We start from the raw sequence: 24020 nt of genomic DNA on the forward strand, positions 1-24020 counted from the left end.
GATGCAAGCAAACCCTAGTGCTGGCGCGACTGAAAGGGCTTGAATCACGGCGTCATCACGCTCAATGAGCCGATAACAACTCATCGAGAATCCCCAAATTAAAGTGCCGTTGCTGAGTTACCGCGAAGAACTGCTCAGCAATCTCTGGGATTTGTGCATAAAGCTGCAACACGCCCGCCTGTAATTCATCCTGCACAACCACCGCCGGCAGTAGCGCAACGTCGCCGGAGTCGCGCGCCAGCAGGCGTAGCATAGCCATGTCATCGACCTCAGCGCAGATAGTCGGGTTTAAGCCCTGGCTATCGCAGAACAGCTCGAACTGGCTGCGAATATCGCTGCTACGGCCTGGCACGATTAAGCGCACCTGATTGAGGTCGCGGAGCAGGTCGAAGGGAGGCTGATCAATACGCGGTGGTCCGAACAGACACACCGACTGGCGATCCAACAGCCGACAGCGCCAAGACCGCTGGGCATCCGAACTGACCGGCGTATTACTGAGCACGATGTCCAGCTTGTGCAGTGCCAGGCGCTCCAGCAATTCCCCCAAGCTGCCCGACTCCAGGGTTATGCGCACATCACGGCGGCCCAAAAAAGGCCGCAGCAGGTTCTCCTGGAAGTTACGCGAGAGCGTGGCCACCGCGCCAATGCGAAGTGGCTGATTGGCTTGTTGGGCACCCTGTAGGGTCATTTGTAATTCATTGCCCAAGGCGAAAATACTTTCTGCGTAATCCAGCGCCAGGCGACCGGCCTCGGTGAGCAGCAGGTTGCGGCCTGAGCGGATGAACAGCGCATAGCCGAGTTGATCTTCCAAGGCGCGGATCTGGGTCGACAGCGCCGACTGAGCGACATGCAGCGACTGTGCGGCGCGGGTCAGGTTGCCTTCCTGCGGATTCCACGCTGACTCGGACACCCATTCCACGCACATCCGGACAGTGATTCCACGCTGATCCGGACACTCATTCCACGAGCATCCGGACACCGATTCCACGGCCATCCGGACACTTTCCAGGCAGGCAGCTACGCAGGATTTATTCACTACCATCGACCTCTTTTTCGAAGCAGAGAGGTCGTCGTGGAGCGTTTGTCCATGCGTAAAATCCGTGAGGTGTTGCGCCTCAAGTTCGATTGCGGGCTGTCTGTCCGTAAGATCTCCCGCAGTCTGGGCATAGGCCACAGCAGTGCCGGTGATTACCTCTGTCGCTTTGCCGCCAGCGGTCTAGCCTGGCCCTGCTCGTTGTCCGATTCCGAACTGGAACAGCAACTGTTCCCACTGGCCCCTGCGGTGCCCAGTGAGCAGCGGCCACTGCCTGATTGGTCTTGGGTGCACGCCGAGCTGCGTCGCCCCGGCGTGACCCTGGCGCTGCTCTGGCAGGAGTATCGCCTGAGCCAGCCGCAGGGTTTTCAGTACAGCTGGTTCTGCGAGCACTACCGGGCCTGGCAGGGCAAGCTGGACGTGGTGATGCGCCAGGAACATCGTGTCGGCGAGAAGTTGTTCGTCGACTACGCCGGGCAGACGGTGCCGGTGATCGACCGGCACAGCGGCGAGATCCGCCAGGCGCAGGTGTTCGTCGCGGTGCTCGGCGCCTCCAGCTACACCTTCGCCGAAGCCACCTGGTCGCAGCAGCTGCCGGACTGGCTGGGCTCGCATACCCGCTGCTTCGCCTTCCTCGGGGCGTGCCGGAGATCGTGGTGCCGGACAACCTGCGCAGCGCGGTGAGTAAGAGCCATCGCTACGAGCCGGACATCAACCCGAGCTACCGCGATCTGGCCGAGCACTATGGAGTGGCGGTGGTGCCGGCGCGGGCGCGTAAGCCGCGCGACAAGGCTAAGGCCGAGGTCGGCGTGCAGGTGGTCGAGCGCTGGATCCTCGCCGCGCTGAGGAACCGCCAGTTCTTCTCCTTGGACGAACTCAACAGCGCCATCGCCTTATTGCTGGAGCGCCTCAACCGACGACCGTTTCGCAAGCTGCCGGGCTCCCGGCACTCGGCCTTCGAAGCCCTGGATCGTCCGGTGCTGCGGCCGCTGCCGGAGCAACCCTACGTGTATGCCGAGTGGAAGAAGGCGCGTGTGCACATCGACTACCACGTCGAGGTTGATGGGCACTACTACTCGGTGCCGTACCAACTGGTGAAGAAACAACTGGAAGTACGCCTGACAGCGCGCACGGTGGAGTGCTTCCACGCCAATCAGCGGGTGGCCAGCCACCTTCGCTCACCGCACAAGGGCCGGCACAGCACACAGGCCGAGCACATGCCCAAGAGCCATCGCGAGCACGCCGAGTGGACGCCACAACGGCTGATCCGCTGGGCTGAGCAGACCGGGCCGAACACGGCCGGCGTGATCAGCCACATCCTCGAACGGCGCATCCACCCAACCCAAGGCTACCGGGCCTGCCTGGGCATCCTGCGCCTGGGCAAGACCCATGGCGAAGTGCGCTTGGAGTTGGCCTGCCGTCGCGCCCTCAGCCTCGGTGCGTGCAGCTACAAGAGCCTCGAATCGATCCTGCGCCAGGGTTTGGAAAGCCTGCCGTTGGCTCAAGCCAACCTGCCCCTGCTGCCGGACGACCACGCCAATCTGCGCGGCCCCGGCTACTACCACTGAACACAAGGAATCCCACCATGCTGCCCCATCCGACCCTGGACAAGCTCCAGACCCTGCGCCTGACCGGCATGCTCAAGGCACTCGCCGAGCAACTGAAAACCCCCGACATCGACAGCCTGAGCTTCGTGGAACGCCTCGGCCTGCTGGTCGACCGCGAACTGACCGAACGCGACGACAAGCGCCTCAGCAGCCGCCTGCGTCAGGCCCGGCTCAAGCACAACGCCTGCCTCGAAGACATCGACTACCGCAGCCCGCGCGGACTCGACAAGGCGCTGATCCTCCAGCTGAGCAGCGGTCAGTGGTTACGCGACGGACTCAACCTGATCATCAACGGGCCCACCGGCGTGGGTAAAACCTGGCTGGCCTGCGCCCTGGCACACCAGGCCTGCCGAGAGGGTTACAGCGTGCGTTACCTGCGCTTGCCGCGCCTGTTGGAAGAGTTGGGCCTAGCCCATGGCGACGGGCGCTTCGCCAAGCTGATGAGCGGCTATGCCAAGACCGACCTGCTGATCCTTGATGACTGGGGCCTGGCCCCGTTCACCGCCGAACAGCGCCGCGACATGCTGGAGCTACTGGACGACCGCTACGGCCAGCGCTCGACCCTCGTGACCAGCCAAATGCCCGTGGACAACTGGCACGAACTGATCGGCGATCCAACCCTGGCCGATGCCATCCTCGACCGCCTGGTGCACAACGCCTACCGGATCAACCTCAAGGGCGAGTCGATGAGAAAGCGGGTGAAGAAATTGACGGCGCCGGGCGCCTCAGACTAACAATGCAACCCCTGCGTCGCTGCGCTCCGACTGCCTGTCCGAATGATCGTGGAACAGGTGTCCGGATCAGCGTGGGCTGAGTGTCCGAATGGCGTGGAATCCGCAGTCAAGACCTCGTTTTGCGGCGCCTGGCGGCTATAACAGCTCACGAATGTTGGCAATGAACAATTGATGGTCGTCGCTATGATCGCGCGTTTGCTGACTATCAGAGAACGCATAATGCCAAATTTGCTCCTCAGCCTCGAAATGAAACTCTGCATAATCCAGCAGCTCATCCAGAATCCCATTGCAGCAACTGTCCGAGAGGTTGGAGGCGAAGTGCCGAGCAAGTCGGTTAACAATTTCCACCAAAACTTTATGCTGTTGGTCGATTGAGGCGATGCCCGTTTCGAAATTCCGGTTCCATGGAAATATTTCAAATAATGAATTTTCGCTGTTGTTTTCTAGCATCTAGGGATGCCTCGTTTGCGCGAGCGCCATATAAAGCTGTAACAGGATTATTGCTGCTGGCTGGTGTGTAACCGAGCAAACAGCCAACCCAGTGTTTAGCCAGACAGGGGGCAGATTCTCCCAAAAGCGTTTCTGGTTAATGTCTCGCGCTGAGCGCTCGGCGCTTTGGCTGGAGAGGCATCAAACCAATCGTAAAAAATGAATTAATGGCAGTTTTAAAACTGCCTTCATCCGAAGCGGCCCGTACCATAAGCACGAAATCTGTGTTGAATGAAGGCTAAATCGTCATTGCAAGAACCCACCTAGACCGTGCGCGAGAAACGCTCAGCACTCTCCATACTTAGGTACGCATCGAAGGCCATGGCCACACTGCGCATCATCAGATGGCCTTGCGGCAGCAGCGTCAAATGATCGTCAGTCAGCAGAACCAGACCATCGTCGACATGGCTTCGTAACTGCTTTAGCGCATCGGCAAAATAGGCGCAAAAGTCGATGCCGTGTAGCGCTTCGATCATGGCGAACTCCACCCGGCCATGGCACATCAGGGCATTGATCACGTCGCGGCGCAGGCGATCATCCGCATTTAATTGATAACCGCGGTGGACCGGCAGCAGTCCTTCATCGAGGCGGGCGTAATACTGCGAGAGTTCCTTGACGCTCTGGCTGTAGGTATCGCCCACCTTGCCGATGGAGGACACGCCCAAGCCAATCAAGTCGCAGTCGGCATGGGTGGAATAACCCTGAAAGTTACGCTGTAGCGTGCCCTGCTCGCGAGCCAGACTGAGCTCGTCATTGGGCAGAGCGAAGTGATCCATACCGATGTAAACGTAGCCCGCTTCGGTCAGGCGTTCGATGGTTAGTTCCAGTAGCTCCATTTTCCGCTCAGGCGGCGGCATGTCTTCACGCCGGATCAGCCGTTGTGCTCGCACCCGCTCAGGCAAATGGGCATAGCTGTAAGCAGCGATACGATCCGGGAGCAGGTCGATAACCTTGTTGAGGGTCACGCCGAAGCTGGCGCGTGTTTGCAACGGCAGGCCATAAATCAGGTCCACACTCACAGACTTAAATGCGGCCTCACGGGCCGCTGCTACCAGTTCGCGCACTTGCGCTTCACTCTGCACGCGGTTGACCGCCGCTTGTACGGCCGCATCAAAATCCTGCACGCCAAAGCTCAGACGATTGAAGCCCAGCGCACGAAGCTGGTGAATTTGCCCAGTATTGACAGTGCGCGGGTCAACTTCGATGGAGAACTCGTGATTATCGCTGTCATCCAAATTGAAGGCCTCATGCAACGCAGCCATCAGTTCAACCAGTTGCTCATGGGTCAGATAAGTGGGCGTACCCCCCCTAGATGCAGCTGTGTGAGCGTACGCGAGGGCGCGAACAAAGCACCTTGCATGGCGATCTCACGCTTTAGGTATTCCAGGTATTCGACTGCACGATGGGTTTTCTGGGTAATGATTTTGTTGCACGCGCAGTAGTAACAAAGGCTTTGACAAAAAGGGATGTGAATATAGAGCGACAATGCTTTGGCGGCGCCTGTGTTGCTGAGGCGAACTGCAGTTTGATAGTCATCTAAGGCAAAGGCGGAATGGAACTGAGGCGCGGTGGGATACGAAGTGTAACGCGGACCCGGCCGGTCGTACTTTTCGACCAGGGCGCGGTTGAAAGTCACTGGCTGGTTCATGATTGCTCGCTGGCCGGCAGACATTCAAGCAGGTCTTGCAGGCGATCGTTGATTTGTAGGGCATTACGTGTCAGCAAAGCCATATGCGGCTGCAACCCTAGGGTCAGTTCGTTAAGCCCCTGGTGCTGGCACCAAGCTGAAATGAACTGGATAGACTCACCTAGAGCAAGCTGGTTCTGGTGCATTAGGGCCAGCGTATTAGCGATCATATGGCGTTGCGGCATCGACTAATTCCCGCGCTTTAAATCAGGACTTTATGCGTATTAGGCTCAACCATTTAATCGGTGTGCGCCATACCTCCAGTTAGGTATCTCCTCCGCGCTAGCGATTGCTGATAAAAATTGACGAGAATCATTATTGATTGCGTTTCTTATGCATATCCTTCGGTCAACTTAAACACCGAAGGAAACCTATAAATGAAACCTCGCTTCATATTGGCTCTGGCAAGCCTATTGGCCGTCATCAGCGCTCAGGCCAAGGAATACCCGATTGGTGAACCCCAGCAGTGTGCGGGCATGGAGGTCGGTGCGGTGTACCTGCAGCCGATCGAAATGGACCCGCCCGGCATGATGCGCCCTGCGATCGACTCCGACGTGCACATGGAAGCCGATATTAGCGCCCTAGAAAACAACACCCACGGCTTTCAGGAAGGCAGCTTTGTGCCTTACCTGAGTGTGCGCTATCGCCTGACTAAAGACGGCAGCGACCAGGTACTTGAGGGCGACTTCCATGCCATGGTGGCCAATGACGGACCGCATTATGGCGACAACCTCAAGCTATTCGGGCCTGGCCGCTATCTGCTGACTTATTGGGTCAGTGCCCCTGGTAGCCACGGGCAGCACTTCGGCCGGCATATCGATAAGGAGACCGGCGTAGCCCCGTGGTTCACCACATGCGAACTGAGCTACAGCTTCATCTTCGCCGGCATCGGCAAAAAGGGCGGTTACTGACCTATGCGGCGTATCTGCACAGGCCACCTTACCCGGGAGAGTTGCATGCACTATCCAGCCCTATGCCTGCTGCTCGCCGCCCTGCCCTACGGGTTGTTAGCTGCACCGCTACCGAGTTACGAACTGAATATCCGTGACGGTCACTTCTCCCCGGCCAGCCTGCAGGTGGACGCGGGGCAGCGCTTCAAAATAATCGTCAACAACGTCGGTAATGGGCCCATCGAGTTCGAGAGCACCCCGCTGCGCGTGGAGAAGGTGCTCAGCCCCGGCGTCAGCTCCTTCGTGGTTATTCACCCACTAAAACCCGGACGCTACCTGTTCTTCGACGAGTTCCATCCCGAACTACCGCAGGGCGTGATTGAGGCTCGTTGACCCTTACACTTCGAGGTATCCGTAATGGAGCAAGCCCTGCTGATCGTCTGGCGCGAAAGCGTCGAGGCCCTTCTGGTAATTGGCATTCTGTATGCCTGGCTGCGCCGCCAACCCGGTAAGCAGCAAGCCCTGATACACCTGTGGGCAGGCGTCGGTTTTGGCCTGCTACTGGCCGGCCTGCTGGCAACGCTGATGGCCGCGGCCGGAAACTGGATGAGTGGCCCAGGCGGGGAATGGTTCCAAGCAGCGCTGAGCCTGCTCGCCTGCGGGCTGATCCTGCAGATGGTGCACTGGATGGCCCGCAACAGTGGACAACTGCGTCAGCAACTGGAGCATCAAGCCGACAGGGCTCTGCAGAAGGGCCGCTTGAACAGCCTAACTCTGCTGGCAGCATTGGCGGTGGCGCGCGAAGGCAGCGAGACCGTCATTTTCCTTTACGGCGTCAGCACCTCTGTCAACTCCACTAGTCTGGCGCTGGGCGCTGGGCTGGGCCTGCTGCTCGGACTGCTGTGCTTTGGCTTACTGCAAGCTGGCAGCCGCTTTATTGCCTGGCGTCAGTTTTTTCTGGTCAGCGAAGTACTGCTACTGCTACTCGGCAGTGCACTGCTGATGAGCACGCTCGATCGCGCCAGTAGCCAGTGGATGGCCATGGACTTACCGGAGATGATCTACTCCGTGCTGAGCAACGCCATGTGGGACACCTCGGCGCTACTGGACGACGGCAGTAAAATAGGCGCCCTGGTGTCCAACCTCAGTGGCTACCGAGCCAGACCTTCGGCTTTGCATGTGGTTGGACTGGGTTATTACTGGCTGCTCGCCTGGAGCCTGTTGCGACCGCCGCGCAGAGCCTTGATGGGCAAAGTCGCATGAAAAACGCCGTCAACCGCCGTCTCAGCAGCTTAGGGAATGCCATGCGTCGTAACGGCGCGCTGATCCGCAGGCTGCAATGGTTGGTGGTGCTGTTCTACGCGGGACTGGTGATGGTGCCTGCTCTTTTGCCGATGCCCGCCGGCGATGCCCGTCTGTTAGATAATCTGACGCTGTTTGCCCAGTTCGTTTTCTGGGGATTGTGGTGGCCATTCGTACTGGTGTCGATAGTGCTGTTCGGCCGGCTATGGTGCGGCGTCTTATGTCCCGAAGGCTCGCTGAGCGAATGGGCCAGCCAACGGGGTCGAGGCTGGGGCGTACCACGCTGGATGCGTTGGGGCGGCTGGCCAACGTTCGGCTTCTTACTCACCACGCTGTATGGCCAGTTGATCAGCGTATACGACTACGCCCAGGCCGCTCTGCTGATTCTCGGTGGTTCAACCATCGCCGCCATGCTGGTGGGTTATTTATATGGCCGTGGTAAGCGCGTGTGGTGCCGCTATTTATGTCCGGTAAGTGGGGTTTTTGCCCTACTAGCCAAACTCGCGCCGGTACATTTCCAGGTCGATGAGCAACGCTGGCGTGCCAATGCGAGCCCACATTTACCACCACCCAATTGCGCGCCCCTGCTGGACATCCGCCGCATGCGCGGTGCTTCGGACTGCCACGCCTGTGGCCGCTGCAGCGGGCAACGTGATGCAGTGCAACTGATTGCTCGATCCAGTAATGAGGAAATCGTTAAGTATGGTGCCAGCGACAGCCGCCCGTGGGAGGTGTGCCTGCTGTTATATGGAGTCATCGGACTTGCGATTGGCGCATTCCAGTGGACGGTTAGCCCCTGGTTTGTAAGCCTTAAACAAACGATGGCTGAGTGGCTGGTACAGCAGAAAATCTTCTGGCTGTTAGAAGCTGATGCCCCTTGGTGGCTTCTAACTAACTACCCCAACCAGAACGATACATTCACATGGCTCGACGGTCTGTGCATCGTGCTCTACCTAGCAGCTAGTAGCCTACTGCTTGGAGGCGCTCTGCATGTTCTTTTGCACTTTTCCACACGCCTCGCGGGTCAGTCGCACTCATTTACTCGACAACTGAGTCTCTGTTTGCTGCCACTAGGCGCTGCCGGGCTTTTTCTAGGGTTATCCGCCACTTCAGTTAAGTTATTGCGTTACGAGGGACTGCAGCTGCTCTGGATCCAACCGGCCCGAGCCAGCTTATTGCTAGCGGCCATTTGTTGGAGCCTATGGTTGGGTTGGCAGGTTTGCCGCCCGCTAGCGGCTCAGCAACGATTGCCATTACTGGCAACGTTACTGCTGGCCAACCTGTTGATAGGTTACGCCTGGCGCTTGCAGTTCTGGGGTTGGTAATCCACATCACGCCTCACGCAGCTCGAAGCAGGAGAAAAGTTGCTGTAAATAAGGCCACAATTGCGCCGCTTCAGCAGGCGTAATACTGGTGCCCAAAGTGGGGTCGAGCATGCTCTGCCCACGGGCCAACTGCACCACAAAGTGCGTCACCCCCTGCCCGGCCAAGCGCTCGGCCAGTCGCTGCAGGCGCTGACAGTCAAACAGCTGCCAGTGCACAGTGGTACGGCATTCATAGGCAACACCACTTTCCAGAAGTATGTCCAGACTGTTCCAGTTAGCCTGGCCACTGCCCGCCACTCCAGTGATCAGCGCCACATCGTCCTCCAGCGCCTTGACGTCAAACCCCACCCAGTCACATAGCGGCAATATTCTGCGAAAAGCCCCCGGCTTGATTCCCGCGCTGTGCAGGCCCACCTTGAAGCCCAACTCACGCACCTTTCGCATGGCGTCCGGTAGGGATTTTTGCAGGGTCGCCTCACCGCCACTGAACACCACAGCCTCGAGCAAACCACGGCGTTTACGTAGAAAGCTCAGCACCTGTTGCCAACTAATATCGGTGGGTACGCGTGCGCGGATCAGTTCCGGGTTATGACAATAGCTGCAGCGCCAGGCACAGCCCTGACAAAACAACACGCAGGCCAGATGACCGGGGTAATCGAGGGTCGTCATGGGCAGCAGGCCGCCGATTCGGATTGGCGTTTCCAGTGCATCAGGTGAGCCAGACTGTTGACAGGGGCTACTCATACAACCTCCTTGCTGGACGCAAAACGCCGCCCGCTCACGCGCATGAGAAATGCGCTGAACGGGCGGCGGCAGGTTACTTAGACTTATTTGGACTCGACAAAATGCCGACGCTCACGGTGCTCCGACTGCTTGCCGAGGTTGAAGGCTGTCACCGGACGGTGATAACCCATCACGCGGGTCCAGACTTCACAGCGCTGGCGTTGGGCTTCTGGTAATTGCTGGGCAGTGCTCATGGTGATACTCCTTGTTGTGGGGGAAATAGTTAGCCGCCGCAGGCACCGCAGCAGGACTTTTTGTTCAGCAAAGCTTCATCGCACTTCGGGCAGAACTCATGTTCGCCGGCCAGGTAACCGTGCACCGGGCAGATCGAGAATGTAGGAGTCACCGTCAAGTACGGAAGGCGATAGCGGCCCAGGGCTGTGCGTACTAATTTTTTGCAGGCCTCGGCGGACGAAATTCGCTCGGCCATGTAGAGGTGCAGCACCGTGCCGCCGGTGTATTTGCACTGCAGAGCATCCTGCAGTTCAAGCGCTTCGAAGGGATCGCTGGTAAACCCCACCGGCAACTGCGAGGAGTTGGTGTAATACGGCGCCTCGGCGCTGCCCGCCTGGAGAATATCGAAGAAGCGTTTCTGGTCTTCCTTAGCAAAGCGGTAGGTGGTGCCCTCGGCCGGTGTAGCTTCGAGGTTATACAAGTGCCCGCTGTGCTCCTGAAACTCGACCAAGCGTGCCCGTACATGGTCGAGCAAACGCAGACAAAGCTCGCGACCGGCTTCAGTGTGCAGGCCCTGCTCATCATCGCTGTAGTTGCGAAGCATCTCGTGCAGGCCGTTCACCCCGATGGTGGAGAAGTGATTGCGCAAGGTGCCCAAGTAACGTTTGGTATACGGGTACAGGCCGTTATCCATGTGGTGTTGAATGACCTTGCGCTTGACCTCCAGGCTTTCATAAGCCAGCTGCAACAGCTCGTCTAAACGCTGCAGCAAACCCTCCCAGTTCTGCCGGAAGCTATAACCCAAACGCGCGCAGTTGATCGTCACCACGCCCAGCGAACCGGTTTGTTCGGCAGAACCAAACAGCCCACCTCCGCGCTTGAGCAACTCGCGCACATCCAGTTGTAAGCGGCAGCACATCGAGCGCACCTGATTGGGCTGCATATCAGAGTTGAGGAAGTTCTGGAAATACGGCAAGCCATAGCGCGCCGTCATGTCGAACAGGCGCGTTGCGTTGTCACTGTCCCAGGGGAAATCGTGGGTGATGTTGTACGTCGGGATCGGGAAGGTGAATACCCTGCCCTTGGCATCGCCGGCCATCATCACTTCGATGTAGGCACGGTTGATCAGCTCCATTTCGGCTTGCAGTTCGCCGTAACAAAACGGCATTTCCACTCCGCCAATCAGGGGCACCTGCTCACGCAGATCCTCCGGGCAAACCCAGTCGAAGGTCAGGTTGGTAAATGGGGTTTGTGTACCCCAGCGTGAAGGCACGTTGAGGTTATAGATGAACTCTTGCACCGACTGACGTACCTGGGCGTAGCTGAGGCTGTCCTTGCGCACATAGGGTGCCAGATAGGTGTCGAAGGAACTGAAAGCCTGGGCACCGGCCCACTCGTTTTGCAAGGTGCCGAGGAAGTTAACCATCTGCCCCAGAGCGCTGGACAGGTGCTGCGGCGGTCCTGCTTCAACCCGCCCGGGAATTCCGTTGAGGCCTTCGTTAAGCAAAGTACGCAGTGACCAGCCTGCGCAGTAACCAGCGAGCATGTCGAGGTCGTGGATATGCAGATCGGCCTCGCGATGGGCCAAGCCGATGGCCGGACTGTACACCTCTTCCAACCAGTAATTGGCGGTGACCTTGCCCGATACATTGAGGATCAAGCCTCCGAGTGAATAACCCTGGTTGGCGTTGGCCTGCACGCGCCAGTCTTCGCGTGACAGGTATTCATTCATCGATGCAGCTACGTCGATCAAGCTGTGGCGGTCGCGGCGCAGGCGGCCATGACGCTCGCGGTAAACGATATAAGCGCGGGCGGTCGCGTAGTAGCCCGCCTCCATTAGCACTCGCTCCACAGTGTCCTGCACCCGCTCCACATCAAGCGGATGTGGCGGAATCAAGCGTGCATGCACAGCATCACTTAGGGCACGCACCTCCTCACGAGTGAACTCACCGCTGGCCTGGCCAGCAGCGTCAATGGCACGCTCGATCTTGCGAAGGTCGAAGGGGACTTCGCTGCCATCGCGCTTGAGTAATACCTGCGGCATAAAGGTTAATTTATCGAGCTGCATCACTACCTCCAAAAACACATCATCTAGTTATTTCACCAGAAATAAACACAACATGATGTGTAATCTACTCGCGAAGCCGGGTTATAACTTGACCACGGTCAAGAACCACAGAAAAGCCTCTGTGATGAGAGTCACGGCTGCAAAGTGCGTGTGAAAAGCCACAGGGGAAATTAAACAAAAAAGCCACGGCCGACCGTTAGATCCGCACGTGGCAAGCGACCTGCAAAGCAGGTCGAGGAGGGTAAAATCGGGTTATCCGCCGCTGGCGTTCATAAAGCGCAGCACCTGCACCTCACCACCCACGCTGAACTCATGGCGTAGCGGTTTGCTCGCCAGACCGGCATTGATGGCGTTCAGCAATGGGGTGTCGGTTTCCGGATAACGGCGCAGCAGCGCGCGCAGATCGATCGAGTTTTCGTGGCCCAGGCACAGCAACAGACGCCCTTCAACTGTGAGCCGCACGCGGTTGCAGGTGCTGCAGAAGTTGTGGCTGTGCGGCGAGATAAAGCCAATCCGACTATCGGGAAAATCTTTTAGCCGCACATAGCGTGCCGGCCCACCGCTTTGCTCGGCGCTATCGACCAAGCTGTAGCGCTCGGCAATTTGCTCGCGCACCCAGTCACTGGAACAGAAACTCTCGCCACGGGAGCGCCCCACTTCACCCAGCGGCATTTCTTCAATAAAACTGATGTCCAACCCGCGGTTGACGGCGTAATCCACCAGTTCAACTACCTCATCGGCGTTCCGGCCCTGCATCACCACGGTATTGAGCTTGATCCGCTCGAAACCTGCCGTACTGGCGGCGTTGATGCCAGACAACACCTGCGTCAATTCGCCTGTGCGAGTGATGGCGCGAAAGCGCTCGACGCGTAGGCTATCGAGACTAATATTCAGCCGCTTGACCCCCGCATTAGCCAGCGGTTGTGCCATCTTGCTCAGTTGCGAGCCGTTGGTGGTCATCACCAGTTCGCGCAAACCCGGCAACACGGCAATCTGCTCGCACAGACCAATGATGCCCTTGCGCACCAGCGGCTCGCCGCCGGTGAGGCGAATTTTCTTCACCCCGTTGCGTACGAACAACGCCGCCAGGCGATACAACTCTTCCAGGCCCAGCACTTGTTGGCGCGGCAGAAAGGTCATGTCTTCAGCCATGCAATAGACACAGCGAAAATCACAGCGATCGGTCACCGACATGCGAAGGTAATCGATGTGACGGCCAAAACCATCCTGCAGACTGCTTTCCATCTCACGCTCCTCAATGCGCCTGGCCTTAGCGACCTGGCCGCTGATTACTGCAACAGAGGCGAATCCGCGCCTTCCAACACGATGCCCTGGATGTCTGCGGCACCGATCAGGCCTTTGATGTACTGAACCACAGCTACCTGCCAGACGCGTTGATCCAGCTCAGCGCGGATGGAGCCCTCTACCACTTCGAAAGGCAACTGCTTGCCCTCGATACGCTGGTCCACCCATACCAGATGAAAACCGTAGCGGCTTTCTAGTGGCCGACCGGCCAAGCCTTCCGGTAGGCGAAACAGCTGTCGCTCAAACTCGGGGACCGTTTGCCCCTGGCTGATCTGTCCAAGCGCGCCACCTTGAGCCTTGGAAGGACATGCTGAATGAGCTTGCACTAACTCGCCAAAAAGGCTGGCATCAGCCTGCAATTGCGCGAGTAAAGTATGCGCCTGCTCATTAGCCAGCGAGCGCCCTTCTACATCATCTGCAGCGCAGGCCAGCAGGATATGCCGCGCTGCCAACAACGGCGCGCTGGCAAAGCGTTCCCGGTTATTTTCGTAATACTGCCGGCACGCTTTAGGATCTGCGCTGGGCAGCACCACTTCGCGCTTAATTAGTTCGCTAATAGCCGCTTCTTCGCGGCTTTCGCCATCAATAGGCTGTACCTTGAGGCCTAGGGCGTTTATACGCTGGGTCAACAGCTCACGAATTACCAACGCCTGGCTAGCCAGAAATACCGCTTCTTGGCGAGTATCAGCCGGATGGTACTGAAGCTCTTGAGCAATATTCTCAACCGCCAGGCCGATACCATTGACTTTGATTCGAGGCCACTCTTGCTCACTTGAGGCGATCAGCTCCGGTGCCTCGCTGGCCGCTTGATTGTCGGCCTCGCGCACCGGCGGAATAAACTCCTGCACAGTAGGCAATTCAACTGGCGCCAGAACAGGCTCTTGCCCACCAGCGCACCCCCCGCCCCCATTTCCACCACCGCATCCACACGCCATGACGGTACTCCTCGCTTAGAACAGGGCACAGCGTGCCCCGCACAACAGATGATTTAGATAACCGGCCGAAACCGCAGACTCAGCCTTTTTGCCGCACTATTTGATAGCGTCGACCCAGGTACCACACCGGCGCGCTGACGATGTGTACTAGACGGGTGAAGGGAAACAGCACAAATAGAGTCAGGCCGAGGAAAACATGCAGCTTGTACACAAGGCCCACCGGAGCAATAGCTGTAGCAGCCTGTATCGGTTGCAGCAGAACCACGCTTTGTGCCCAGTTACCGAGCATCACCATCACCGAGCCGTCCATATGTTCGGCCGAGGCGAAAATAGTGGCCAGGCCAAGTAGCAGCTGCACCAGCAGCACCATCAGGATGAGGATATCCGAGGTGCTGGAACTGGCGCGTACCCGTGGGTCGGTAAGACGACGCTTGAGCAGCATCAGCAGACCAATCAGGCACAGCACACCGAAGAAGCCACCAGAAACCATCGCCAAAAGCTGCTTGTTCTCGGTGCTGATCGCATAGTGATAGACCGAGGCGGGAGTAAGCAGGCCGACAAAGTGCCCGGCCAGCACGAACAACACTCCGACGTGGAACAGGTTGCTGGCAATGCGCATGTAGCGCTGCTCAGCCGGATTGCGGTTCATCAGCTGACTGGAACCGGCCCGCCAACTGTATTGCGACAAATCGAAACGCGCCCAGCTGCCAAGCAGACAGATGGCCAGAGCAATGTAGGGATAGACCCCGAACAAAAGCAGATCAACCTTAGACATGACGTGCCTCCTGGGGCAGCTCGCTGGCTAACCCGTCCTGTTGGAAATCAACCCAGTGCAGCGGTACCGCGGACTCCTCCCGGGCTTTGCCGGGCAGCGTGGTCTGACTGGGGCAGCGGTCCTGCTGCTCAGCCTGCATAAAGTCGACGGCCTCCTCTTCCCAGATCTTGTCCAAGGCTTCCAACGAGTCGTCGCGTACTTCGGCGGCGACCTGCTCGCGCACCTCGGCCATAGCCGTCTGCGGTTCCACGCCGGCAATTTGCAGCAGCGCGCGGAAGCAGCCGGCGTAAGCGCTTTCGCGCTCCTCCAGGCGGGTTGCCAATAGCGCCAGCAAATGTGCGACATCAGCCAGGCCCTCTCGGGCCTCCAGGTCTTCACGGGTGGAGAGGTACTCCAGATAGAGAGGGATGTAATCCGGCAGCTCTTTGACGCCGATGGCAAAACCGGCCTCTTCGTACTGCGCCATAAGGTCGACCATGGCCTGGCCACGATCACGCGACTCACCATGCACATGCTCAAACATCAGCAGGGACAACGAACGACCGCGACCAAACAAAGCCCCGTAGTGCTCTTGGGCGTCCATCAGGTCGTTGTCGCAGAGCAGCGCCAGTAACTCATGCAGCGATGCGCGTTGCTGCGGGCTGGTTTCACGGCTGGCGGAAATTGCCGCCACCAGTTCATCACGGCCGTCGAGCAATAGCTCGGTCGGATAATCCAGCAACAACGAGATTACCTTGAGAATTTGCATGCTCAGTCCTCCCACAACTGTACGGTTTTCAGGATGTCGCGCTGGTTGGCCTTTTTCGCCCCGAACATGTTGGTGTCAGAGCTGCCGCTGCAACCGCTGCCGAAGCTGAAACCACAACCGGAGCGCTCGGCGAAGGCATCGCTCATAGCCTCTTCGCGGTGCGCGGACGGAATCACGAAGCGATCTTCGTAGTTGGCGATGGCCAGGTAGCGGTACATATCTTCGACCTGGGCCACGGACAGCCCCACGTCTTTGAGTACTTGCAGGTCCTGGACGCCCTCCACCTGTTCGGCACGCTTGTAGGCGCGCATCGCCAGCAAACGCTTGAGCGCCAGTTTGACCGGACGCTCGTCACCGGCGGTAAGCAGATTGGCCAAATAACGCAGCGGAATACGCAGGCTGTCGACATCAGGGATCACCCCGTTCATGCCCACGGTGCCAGCAGTGGCGGCATTTTGGATTGGCGACAGTGGTGGTACGTACCAGACCATCGGCAGCGTGCGGTATTCCGGGTGCAGCGGTAGGGCCAGCTTCCAGTCCACGGCCAGTTTGTACACCGGCGATTTCTGCGCCGACTCGATCACCGACATCGGCACACCATCGGCAAGTGCCTGCTTGATTACGGCCGGGTCATTAGGGTCGAGGAAGATATCCAACTGTTTCTGGTACAGGTCCTGCTCGTTCGGCGTACTGGCCACTTCGGCGATCCGGTCTGCGTCATACAGCAATACGCCGAGGTAGCGGATACGCCCAACGCAGGTTTCTGAACAGACAGTCGGCATACCGGCTTCGATGCGCGGGTAGCAGAATATGCACTTCTCGGATTTGCCACTCTTCCAGTTGTAGTAAATCTTCTTGTACGGGCAGCCGCTGATACACATGCGCCAGCCGCGGCACTTCTCCTGGTCGATCAGCACGATGCCATCTTCTTCACGCTTGTAGATCGCCCCGCTCGGGCACGCAGCCGCGCAGGTCGGATTCAGGCAGTGCTCGCACAGACGCGGCAGGTACATCATGAAAGTATTTTCATACTCGCCATAAATGTCGGCCTGGATCTTGTCGAAGTTTTTGTCCTTACGACGTTTGGCGAACTCGGTGCCGAGGATCTCTTCCCAGTTCGGGCCCCACTCGATCTTCTCCATACGCTTGCCTGTCAGCACCGAACGCGGCCGTGCGACCGGTTGATGCTGGCCTAGCGGTGCGGTGTGTAGGTGCTGGTAATCGAAATCAAATGGTTCGTAGTAGTCATCAATGCTCGGTAGATCCGGGTTGGCGAAGATGTTCGCCAATACGCGGAACTTACCGCCGATGCGTGGGTTGATCGAGCCATCCTTGTTGCGCACCCAGCCGCCTTTCCATTTGTCCTGGTTTTCCCACTCTTTCGGGTAGCCGATACCAGGCTTGGTTTCAACGTTGTTAAACCAGGCGTATTCCATGCCTTCGCGGCTGGTCCAGACGTTTTTACAGGTAATCGAGCATGTGTGGCAGCCGATGCATTTGTCGAGGTTTAGAACCATGCCGACCTGTGAACGAATTTTCATCTCAGCTCTCCTCAGAGGTCTTTTGGCAGGGGTTGTGGCAGGGCGTCGCCACCCAGACCGCCGACATCGGTGCCGTCGAGCCAGTCCACCTTGCTCATCTTGCGCACCACAACGAACTCATCACGGTTGCAGCCAACAGTGCCGTAATAGTTAAAGCCGTAAGACTGCTGGGCGTAGCCACCAATCATGTGGGTCGGCTTGAGTACCACGCGGGTCACCGAGTTGTGGTGGCCACCACGGGTCTTTGTGGTTTCCGAGCCAGGCACGTTCACGATCCGCTCTTGAGCGTGATACATCATCACCATGCCGTCTTTAACCCGTTGGCTGACCACTGCACGGGCAGTTAGCGCACCGTTGGCGTTGAAGCATTCGACCCAGTCGTTGTCCACGATGCCGGCGCGTTTCGCGTCGGTTTCCGAGAGCCAAACAATCGGCCCACCGCGGCTCAGGGTGAGCATGAGCAAGTTGTCGGTGTAGGTGCTGTGGATACCCCATTTCTGGTGCGGAGTAATCCAGTTGAGGACGATTTCTGTATTACCGTTCGAGCGTTTGTCCTTCACATAATCGATAGTGCGGGTGTTGATCGGTGGCCGGTAGCTCATCATCTCCTCACCGAAGGCCTGCATCCACGGGTGATCCTGGAAGAACTGCTGACGACCGGTGATAGTGCGCCACGGGATGTACTCATGAACGTTGGTGTAGCCGGCGTTGTAGCTAACATGTTCATCTTCCAAACCAGACCAGGTCGGGCTGGAGATGATCTTGCGCGGCTGGGCCTGAATGTCGCGGAAACGAATCGCTTCGTGCTCTTTAGGCACTGCCAGGTGGCTGTGATCCAGACCGGTAAATTCAGACAATGCCGCCCACGCTTTAACCGCCACATGACCGTTGGTTTCTGGGGCCAGGGACAGAATTACCTCGCAGGCATCGATGGCGCTGTCGATCTTCGGCCGGCCTAGGCTCACGCCCTCTTCGCGCACCTTATAGTTGAGCTCGCCAAGGAAATCGACCTCATGCTGAGTGTTCCAGTTGATACCCTTACCGCCGTTGCCGTTCTTATCCAGCAACGGGCCGAGGGACGTGAATTTCTTGTACACGTTCGGGTAGTCGCGTTCGACAACGCGCATGTTCGGGCAGTTCTGGCCCGGAATCGGGGCCACTCCTTTGGTTTTCCAGTCCATGCCGCCAAACGGCTGCGCCAGTTCACCTGGGGTATCGTGCAGCAACGGCGTGGTGACGAAGTCCTGCTCGACGCCCAGATGACCTTCCGCCATTTTCGAGAAGTGCTTGGCGATACCCTTATAGATTTCCCAGTCGGAACGCGATTCCCAGGCAGGATCAATCGCCGCCGACAATGGGTGAATGAACGGGTGCATGTCTGAGGTGTTCATGTCGTCCTTCTCGTACCAGGTCGCCGTCGGCAAGACGATGTCCGAGTACACGCAGGTGGAAGACATGCGGAAGTCCAAGGTGGTGACCAGATCGAGCTTACCGATTGCCCCCTCGTCTACCCACTCAACGTCAGTCGGTTTGACCCCGCCACGCTTACCAAGGTCTTCGTTCATCACGCCGTTCTTGGTGCCCAGAAGGTACTTGAGCATGTACTCGTGGCCCTTACCCGAGCTGCCCAGCAGGTTGGAACGCCAGATGAACATATTACGAGGGAAGTTGGCCGGGTTATCCGGCTGCTCACAGGAGAAGCGCAGGCTGCCGTCTTGCAGCGACTTGGTCACGTAATCTACCGGCGACATACCGGCGGCAGCTGCGTCACGGGTGATCTGCAGCGGGTTGCGGTTAAGCTGCGGAGCACTCGGCAACCAACCGCCACGTTCGGCGCGGATGTTGTAGTCCAGTGCGTGTTCGGGGAACTGTGACTTGTCGGCCAGCGGCGAGAGAATCTCGTGCATGCTCATCTTCTCGTGCCGCCACTGCGAACTGTGGTTGTAGAAGAAGCTGGTACCATTCATCTGCCGAGGTGCCGGACTCCAGTCCAGGCCGAAGGCCAGTGGCAACCAACCGCACTGCGGACGTAGCTTTTCCTGACCAACATAATGCGCCCAGCCGCCACCGGTTTGCCCTACGCAACCACACAACATAAGCATGTTGATCAGGCCACGGTAGTTCATGTCCATGTGGTACCAGTGATTCATCGCCGCACCGACGATGATCATGCTGCGACCTTTGGTCTTGTCGGCGTTATCGGCGAATTCACGGGCGATCTGGATGGCTTTTTCGCGACTAACGCCAGTGATCTGCTCTTGCCAGGCCGGCGTGCCTGGGACATCAGCATCGTCGTAGTCTTTGGCTACGTTAGCGCCGCCAAGACCACGATCAATTGCCAGGTTGGCGGCAGACAGGTCGAACACGGTAGCCACTTTGGCGGTGCTGCCGTCAGCAAGGGTGATGCTGCGCACAGGTACGCGACGCAGTTGCACTGTCTCACCCGCGACGTGCTGGAAATGTTCGTGAGTTTGGCCGCCGAAATACGGGAAAGCCACTTCGGCCACGTCCTCACCGATCAGGCTCAGCTGAAGATCAATCTCACGGCCTGTACCTCCTTCCAGGGCCTGGATGTTCCACTTGCCCTTCTCGCCCCAGCGATAACCGATCGAACCCAGCGGCGACACCAACTCATTACTGTTGGTATCCAGGGCGATGGTTTTCCACTCAGGGTTGTTCTCTTGGCCGAGATTGTCAGCCAGGTCGGACGCGCGCAGGAAGCGATCCGGCTGATAACTGCCGTCAGCATGATCCTTGAGCAACACCAAAACCGGTAAGTCGGTGTAGCGTTTGGCGTAATCCTTGAAATAAGCACTCGGCTTGTCGAGGTGGAACTCTTTGAAGATCACGTGGTTGAACGCCTGCGCCAAGGCAGCATCGGTGCCCTGTTTGGGGTTCAGCCAGAGGTCGGTGAGTTTTGCCACCTCGGAGTAATCCGGGGTGATCGAAACAGTTTTGGTGCCCTTGTAGCGAACTTCAGTAAAGAAGTGCGCATCCGGGGTACGGGTCTGCGGAACGTTAGAACCCCAAGCGATGATGTAGTTGGAGTTGTACCAGTCGGCCGATTCCGGCACGTCGGTCTGCTCACCCCACACCTGTGGCGAGGACGGCGGCAGGTCGCAATACCAGTCATAGAAACTAAGGCAAGCACCGCCTATCAACGATAGGTAACGGGCGCCAGCAGCGTAGCTGACCATTGACATCGCCGGGATCGGCGAGAAGCCAATCACCCGGTCTGGACCGAACTCTTTTACGGTGTAAACGTTGGCGGCGGCGATAATTTCATTCACTTCATCCCAGCTGGAACGAATAAAGCCACCCATGCCTCGCTTACTCTTGTATGACTCTGCCTTGACCGGGTCAGAAACAATGCTGGCCCAGGCGTCTACCGGCGCCATGGTCTGCCGCGCTTCACGCCACAATTTGAGCAACGGCTTGCGGATTTTCGGGTACTTGAGACGGTTGGCGCTGTAGATATACCAGCTATAGCTGGCACCTCGTGGACAGCCACGTGGTTCGTGGTTGGGCAGGTCGTTACGGGTACGCGGGTAGTCGGTCTGCTGGGTTTCCCAGGTAATCAGGCCGTTCTTCACGTAAATCTTCCACGAGCAGGAACCGGTGCAGTTCACCCCGTGGGTGGAACGCACGATCTTGTCGTACTGCCAGCGTGAGCGGTATACGTTCTCCCAATCACGGGATTCCTTGCGGGTCTCACCGTGACCATCGGCGAACTCACCCTGCTTACGATTAAAGAAGCGCAGCTGGTCGAGTAGGTGGCTCATTTTTTCTTCCTCTCAGGCTGAATGCAGGCGACCCTGCATTCGTCATTTCTTAGATTCGGTTAATGACTCAGCAGGGTGTCTTGGCACCCTTGCGTGCGTACCACCACCAGGTCACCAGAATGCAACTCACGTAGTAGCCAACGAACACATATAGAGCGACTTCGGGGCCACCGGTCAGGGCGATGGAAGAACCGAATGATTTAGGAATAAAGAACGCACCAAAGGCGCCAATCGCCGAGGTGAACCCCAGCACCGCAGCAGACTCTTTGCCGGCAGCCTTGCTGGCCAGCTCTTTAGCAGCGGCGCCTTTACCTGCGCTCCAGCCTTCATGCAGGGTGCGGAAAATCACCGGAATCATGCGAAAGGTCGAACCGTTACCAATACCGGTGGTGACGAACAGCAACATGAACATGGTCAGGAAACCGTAGAAGCTCCCGGCGCCACCGTCCTGGGGCAAGAAGTGAATAACGCCGAACACAGCGGCAATCATCAGAACGAAGTTCCACAAGGTCACCCGTGCACCGCCCAGTTTGTCCGCTACCCAGCCGCCCAGCGGGCGCATAAGCGCACCGACAAACGGCCCAAGGAAAGCAAACTTCAGAGCATTAACGTCCGGGAATGAGTGTTTGATCAGCAGCGGAAACGCGGCCGCAAAGCCGATGAACGAACCAAAGGTGGCCAGGTATAACCAGCACATCAACCAGTTGTGCTTGCGTTTGAAGATCACCGCCTGTTCAGAGAAGGACGCGTTAGCGCTGCTCAGATCGTTCATGCCAAACCAGGCAGCCACTGTCACCGCGATAATCAGCGGTACCCAGACGAAGCCTGCATTCTGCAGCCACAACTGGCCGCCTTCAGCTAACTCTTGGGCCTCTCCTCCCGCAGCGCCAAACAGGCTGAAACCAATCACCAGGGGCACCAGAAACTGCATCACCGATACGCCCAGATTACCCAGGCCGGCATTCAAGCCCAGCGCGGTGCCTTGCTGCGATTTAGGGTAGAAGAAGCTGATGTTGGACATCGACGAAGCAAAGTTTCCGCCGCCAAATCCGCAGAGCAAGGCAATGATCACGAACACGCTGTAAGGCGTCGCCGGGTTCTGCACGGCAAAACCCATCCAGATGGCCGGGACCAACAGTGAAGCAGTGCTCAACGCCGTCCAGCGGCGCCCGCCGAAGATCGGCACCATAAACGAGTAGAAAATCCGCAACGTTGCGCCGGACAACCCAGGCAGAGCCGCCAACCAGAACAGCTCATCCGTGCTGAAGCCGAAACCAATGGCGTTAAGGCGCACGATCACCGTGCTCCAGACCATCCATACGGCAAACGCCAGCAACAGCGCGGGGATCGAGATCCATAAATTGCGGTTAGCAATAGACTTACCGACCGTGCCCCAAAAATGAGGGTCTTCTGGTTGCCAGTCCTCAATCACCGGCCCCTTGGGGGAGGGAGATTGCTGGTCATGTTTTTGGTTGCAGACATAACTGTCTCCTTAAGCGTCAGAAGCAGAAGCCATCGGGCTCGAAGAGCCATGGCCCATAACCGGGGTACTGCGAACTTCGCTGAAGTACATCCAGATCAGGGAAACCCAGACCACGCCGTACATGAGCATGAAGCAGGAACTACGCACGCCCGTCAGATCTACCAGCGCGCCAAACATGATCGGCAGCACAAAGCCACCCAGGCCGCCGGCCAGACCGACGATGCCGGACACAGCACCCATACGATCAGGGAACTCATCGGAGATGTATTTGAAAACTGAGGCCTTACCGAACGCGAACGCGATACCCATGACGAATAGCAGCACGGTAAACACGGTTGCGTTTAGGCCTAGATGAAAGCTTTGCGGACCATCGACGGTTTGTACGATCAGGCTGGTTTGTGGATAGGAAAGGATGAACAGACAGATCCAGCTCACCCACATCACCCACCACGTCACGCTATGGGCGCTCCACTTATCAGACATCCAGCCACCGATGGCGCGAAGCAGGCCACCTGGTAAGGAGAAACAGGCGGCCAGTAACGCAGCGCTCTGCAGGGAGAACTCGTACTCTTGGACGTAGTACTTGGTCATCCACAGGGCCAATGCGACATAGCCGCCAAACACGATCGAGTAGTACTGGCAGTAGCGCCATACCCGAGGATCTTTAAGGGTTTTCAGCTGCTCGGCGAACGACACCGAACTGGGCATGCGGTGCTTCTTGTTCTCGTAGGTGAAGAACCAGAACAGCACGGCAGTGATAAACATGATGGCCGAGTAGACTTTGGGAACCATCTGCCAACTGCTGGCAGCGATAATCGCTGGTGCGACAAATTTGGTCAGCGCAGCACCCGCATTACCGGCACCAAACACCCCATAGCCGTACCTTGAGTTTGCTTGCTGAACCACTTAGCGACATATGCGATGCCCACCGAGAAAGAGCCACCGGCCAGACCGACAAACAGACCCAGCACTAGGAACTGCCAGTACTGGGTGGCAGCACTGATCAAGTAAATCGGCAGCACGCATGCCAGCATCAGCAGTAGGAACACAATGCGCCCACCAAAACGGTCGGTGAGCATGCCCAACGGTAGGCGTACCAGCGACCCGGTGAGTACCGGCGTTGAGACCAGCAAACCGAACTGAGTTTCGTTGAGCTGTAATAGCTCTTTGACGGGTATCCCCAGTACAGCAAACATCATCCACACCATGAAGCAGATGGTGAATGCGGTGGTACTCATGCCCAGCACCAAACCTTGCTGTACTTTCTGACTTACCATGACCGCTCCCCGCATGTCTGTTCATGGGGGCAGGCTAATCTCGTATCTCCGGAGATAATTGACCTAGATCAAGGGAGCCCAT

The 24020-nt window shown here is 57.8% G+C and carries 18 protein-coding genes and 3 pseudogenes; 6 read left to right on the plus strand and 15 right to left on the minus strand.

Features of this window, described 5'->3' with window-relative positions:
- Positions 1 to 61: 61 nt before the first annotated feature.
- Positions 62 to 925, minus strand: coding sequence for a LysR family transcriptional regulator (locus tag ACEPAJ_RS12405; RefSeq protein ID WP_425915107.1), 864 nt, complete (start codon positions 923 to 925; stop codon positions 62 to 64).
- 162 nt (positions 926 to 1087) lie between these two features.
- Here ACEPAJ_RS12405 and istA point away from each other — a divergent pair.
- Both istA and istB read left to right on the plus strand, forming a co-directional pair.
- A pseudogene (gene istA, locus ACEPAJ_RS12410) lies at positions 1088 to 2601 on the plus strand (IS21 family transposase).
- Positions 2602 to 2618: 17 nt separating this feature from the next.
- Positions 2619 to 3374, plus strand: coding sequence for an IS21-like element helper ATPase IstB (istB, locus tag ACEPAJ_RS12415; RefSeq protein WP_038408850.1), 756 nt, complete (start codon positions 2619 to 2621; stop codon positions 3372 to 3374).
- A gap of 135 nt (positions 3375 to 3509) precedes the next feature.
- On the opposite strand, the gene ACEPAJ_RS12420 is transcribed toward istB, so the two are convergent.
- The 3 genes and pseudogenes from ACEPAJ_RS12420 to ACEPAJ_RS12430 form a co-directional block, all read right to left on the minus strand.
- Positions 3510 to 3824, minus strand: a complete 315-nt coding sequence (locus tag ACEPAJ_RS12420) for a bacteriohemerythrin (RefSeq protein WP_090253897.1) — start codon at positions 3822 to 3824, stop codon at positions 3510 to 3512.
- A 302-nt stretch (positions 3825 to 4126) separates the two neighbouring features.
- A pseudogene (gene hemN, locus ACEPAJ_RS12425) lies at positions 4127 to 5511 on the minus strand (oxygen-independent coproporphyrinogen III oxidase).
- Positions 5508 to 5735, minus strand: coding sequence for a hypothetical protein (locus tag ACEPAJ_RS12430; protein WP_269381714.1), 228 nt, complete (start codon positions 5733 to 5735; stop codon positions 5508 to 5510). Before ACEPAJ_RS12430 ends, hemN begins: the two are co-directional and overlap by 4 nt.
- Before the next feature lie 192 nt (positions 5736 to 5927).
- Between ACEPAJ_RS12430 and ACEPAJ_RS12435 the strand changes: the two genes are divergently transcribed.
- Genes ACEPAJ_RS12435 through ACEPAJ_RS12450 form a run of 4 tightly spaced genes read left to right on the plus strand, consistent with a single transcriptional unit; the run spans position 5928 to position 9067 of the window.
- On the plus strand, positions 5928 to 6461 hold the full coding sequence (locus ACEPAJ_RS12435) for an iron transporter (RefSeq protein WP_090253903.1): 534 nt from the start codon (positions 5928 to 5930) through the stop codon (positions 6459 to 6461).
- A 45-nt stretch (positions 6462 to 6506) separates the two neighbouring features.
- Positions 6507 to 6833: a cupredoxin domain-containing protein gene (locus ACEPAJ_RS12440; protein ID WP_090253905.1), complete on the plus strand. Its 327-nt coding sequence runs from the start codon at positions 6507 to 6509 to the stop codon at positions 6831 to 6833.
- A 24-nt stretch (positions 6834 to 6857) separates the two neighbouring features.
- Positions 6858 to 7703 carry an FTR1 family iron permease gene (locus tag ACEPAJ_RS12445; RefSeq protein ID WP_425915110.1) on the plus strand — a complete coding sequence of 282 codons (846 nt, stop codon included), beginning with the start codon at positions 6858 to 6860 and terminating at the stop codon, positions 7701 to 7703.
- Complete coding sequence (locus tag ACEPAJ_RS12450; RefSeq protein WP_425915112.1) at positions 7700 to 9067, plus strand: 4Fe-4S binding protein; 1368 nt, start codon at positions 7700 to 7702, stop codon at positions 9065 to 9067. Before ACEPAJ_RS12445 ends, ACEPAJ_RS12450 begins: the two co-directional genes overlap by 4 nt.
- A gap of 6 nt (positions 9068 to 9073) precedes the next feature.
- On the opposite strand, the gene ACEPAJ_RS12455 is transcribed toward ACEPAJ_RS12450, so the two are convergent.
- The 11 genes and pseudogenes from ACEPAJ_RS12455 to ACEPAJ_RS12505 all read right to left on the minus strand — a co-directional run bounded on the left by ACEPAJ_RS12455 (position 9074) and on the right by ACEPAJ_RS12505 (position 23938).
- The gene (locus ACEPAJ_RS12455) at positions 9074 to 9811 is read right to left on the minus strand and encodes an anaerobic ribonucleoside-triphosphate reductase activating protein (RefSeq protein WP_420875462.1); all 738 of its coding nucleotides are present in this window, start codon (positions 9809 to 9811) and stop codon (positions 9074 to 9076) included.
- An 83-nt stretch (positions 9812 to 9894) separates the two neighbouring features.
- On the minus strand, positions 9895 to 10044 hold the full coding sequence (nrdD, locus tag ACEPAJ_RS12460) for an anaerobic ribonucleoside-triphosphate reductase (RefSeq protein ID WP_090253914.1): 150 nt from the start codon (positions 10042 to 10044) through the stop codon (positions 9895 to 9897).
- Positions 10045 to 10073: 29 nt separating this feature from the next.
- Complete coding sequence (locus ACEPAJ_RS12465; protein ID WP_186343923.1) at positions 10074 to 12092, minus strand: ribonucleoside triphosphate reductase; 2019 nt, start codon at positions 12090 to 12092, stop codon at positions 10074 to 10076.
- 252 nt (positions 12093 to 12344) lie between these two features.
- Positions 12345 to 13337, minus strand: a complete 993-nt coding sequence (gene moaA / locus ACEPAJ_RS12470; protein WP_090253917.1) for a GTP 3',8-cyclase MoaA — start codon at positions 13335 to 13337, stop codon at positions 12345 to 12347.
- A gap of 44 nt (positions 13338 to 13381) precedes the next feature.
- Positions 13382 to 14332, minus strand: coding sequence for a peptidylprolyl isomerase (locus tag ACEPAJ_RS12475; RefSeq protein WP_090253918.1), 951 nt, complete (start codon positions 14330 to 14332; stop codon positions 13382 to 13384).
- A 79-nt stretch (positions 14333 to 14411) separates the two neighbouring features.
- Complete coding sequence (narI, locus tag ACEPAJ_RS12480) at positions 14412 to 15107, minus strand: respiratory nitrate reductase subunit gamma (RefSeq protein WP_425915116.1); 696 nt, start codon at positions 15105 to 15107, stop codon at positions 14412 to 14414.
- Entirely contained in the window at positions 15100 to 15855 is a 756-nt protein-coding gene (gene narJ, locus ACEPAJ_RS12485; protein WP_289240327.1) for a nitrate reductase molybdenum cofactor assembly chaperone, read from the minus strand. Before narJ ends, narI begins: the two co-directional genes overlap by 8 nt.
- 2 nt (positions 15856 to 15857) lie before the next feature.
- A complete protein-coding gene (gene narH, locus ACEPAJ_RS12490) occupies positions 15858 to 17396 on the minus strand; it encodes a nitrate reductase subunit beta (protein ID WP_289240328.1) in 1539 nt (512 codons plus the stop codon).
- Between the two features lie 11 nt (positions 17397 to 17407).
- Positions 17408 to 21178, minus strand: coding sequence for a nitrate reductase subunit alpha (locus ACEPAJ_RS12495; protein ID WP_425915119.1), 3771 nt, complete (start codon positions 21176 to 21178; stop codon positions 17408 to 17410).
- Positions 21179 to 21245: 67 nt separating this feature from the next.
- Positions 21246 to 22610: a NarK family nitrate/nitrite MFS transporter gene (locus ACEPAJ_RS12500; RefSeq protein WP_425915121.1), complete on the minus strand. Its 1365-nt coding sequence runs from the start codon at positions 22608 to 22610 to the stop codon at positions 21246 to 21248.
- Positions 22611 to 22670: 60 nt separating this feature from the next.
- Positions 22671 to 23938 (minus strand): annotated as a pseudogene (locus ACEPAJ_RS12505) (MFS transporter).
- Between the last annotated feature and the right edge of the window lie 82 nt (positions 23939 to 24020).

This window comes from Pseudomonas sp. GWSMS-1 (genome assembly GCF_049847425.1).
GTDB lineage: Bacteria > Pseudomonadota > Gammaproteobacteria > Pseudomonadales > Pseudomonadaceae > Aquipseudomonas.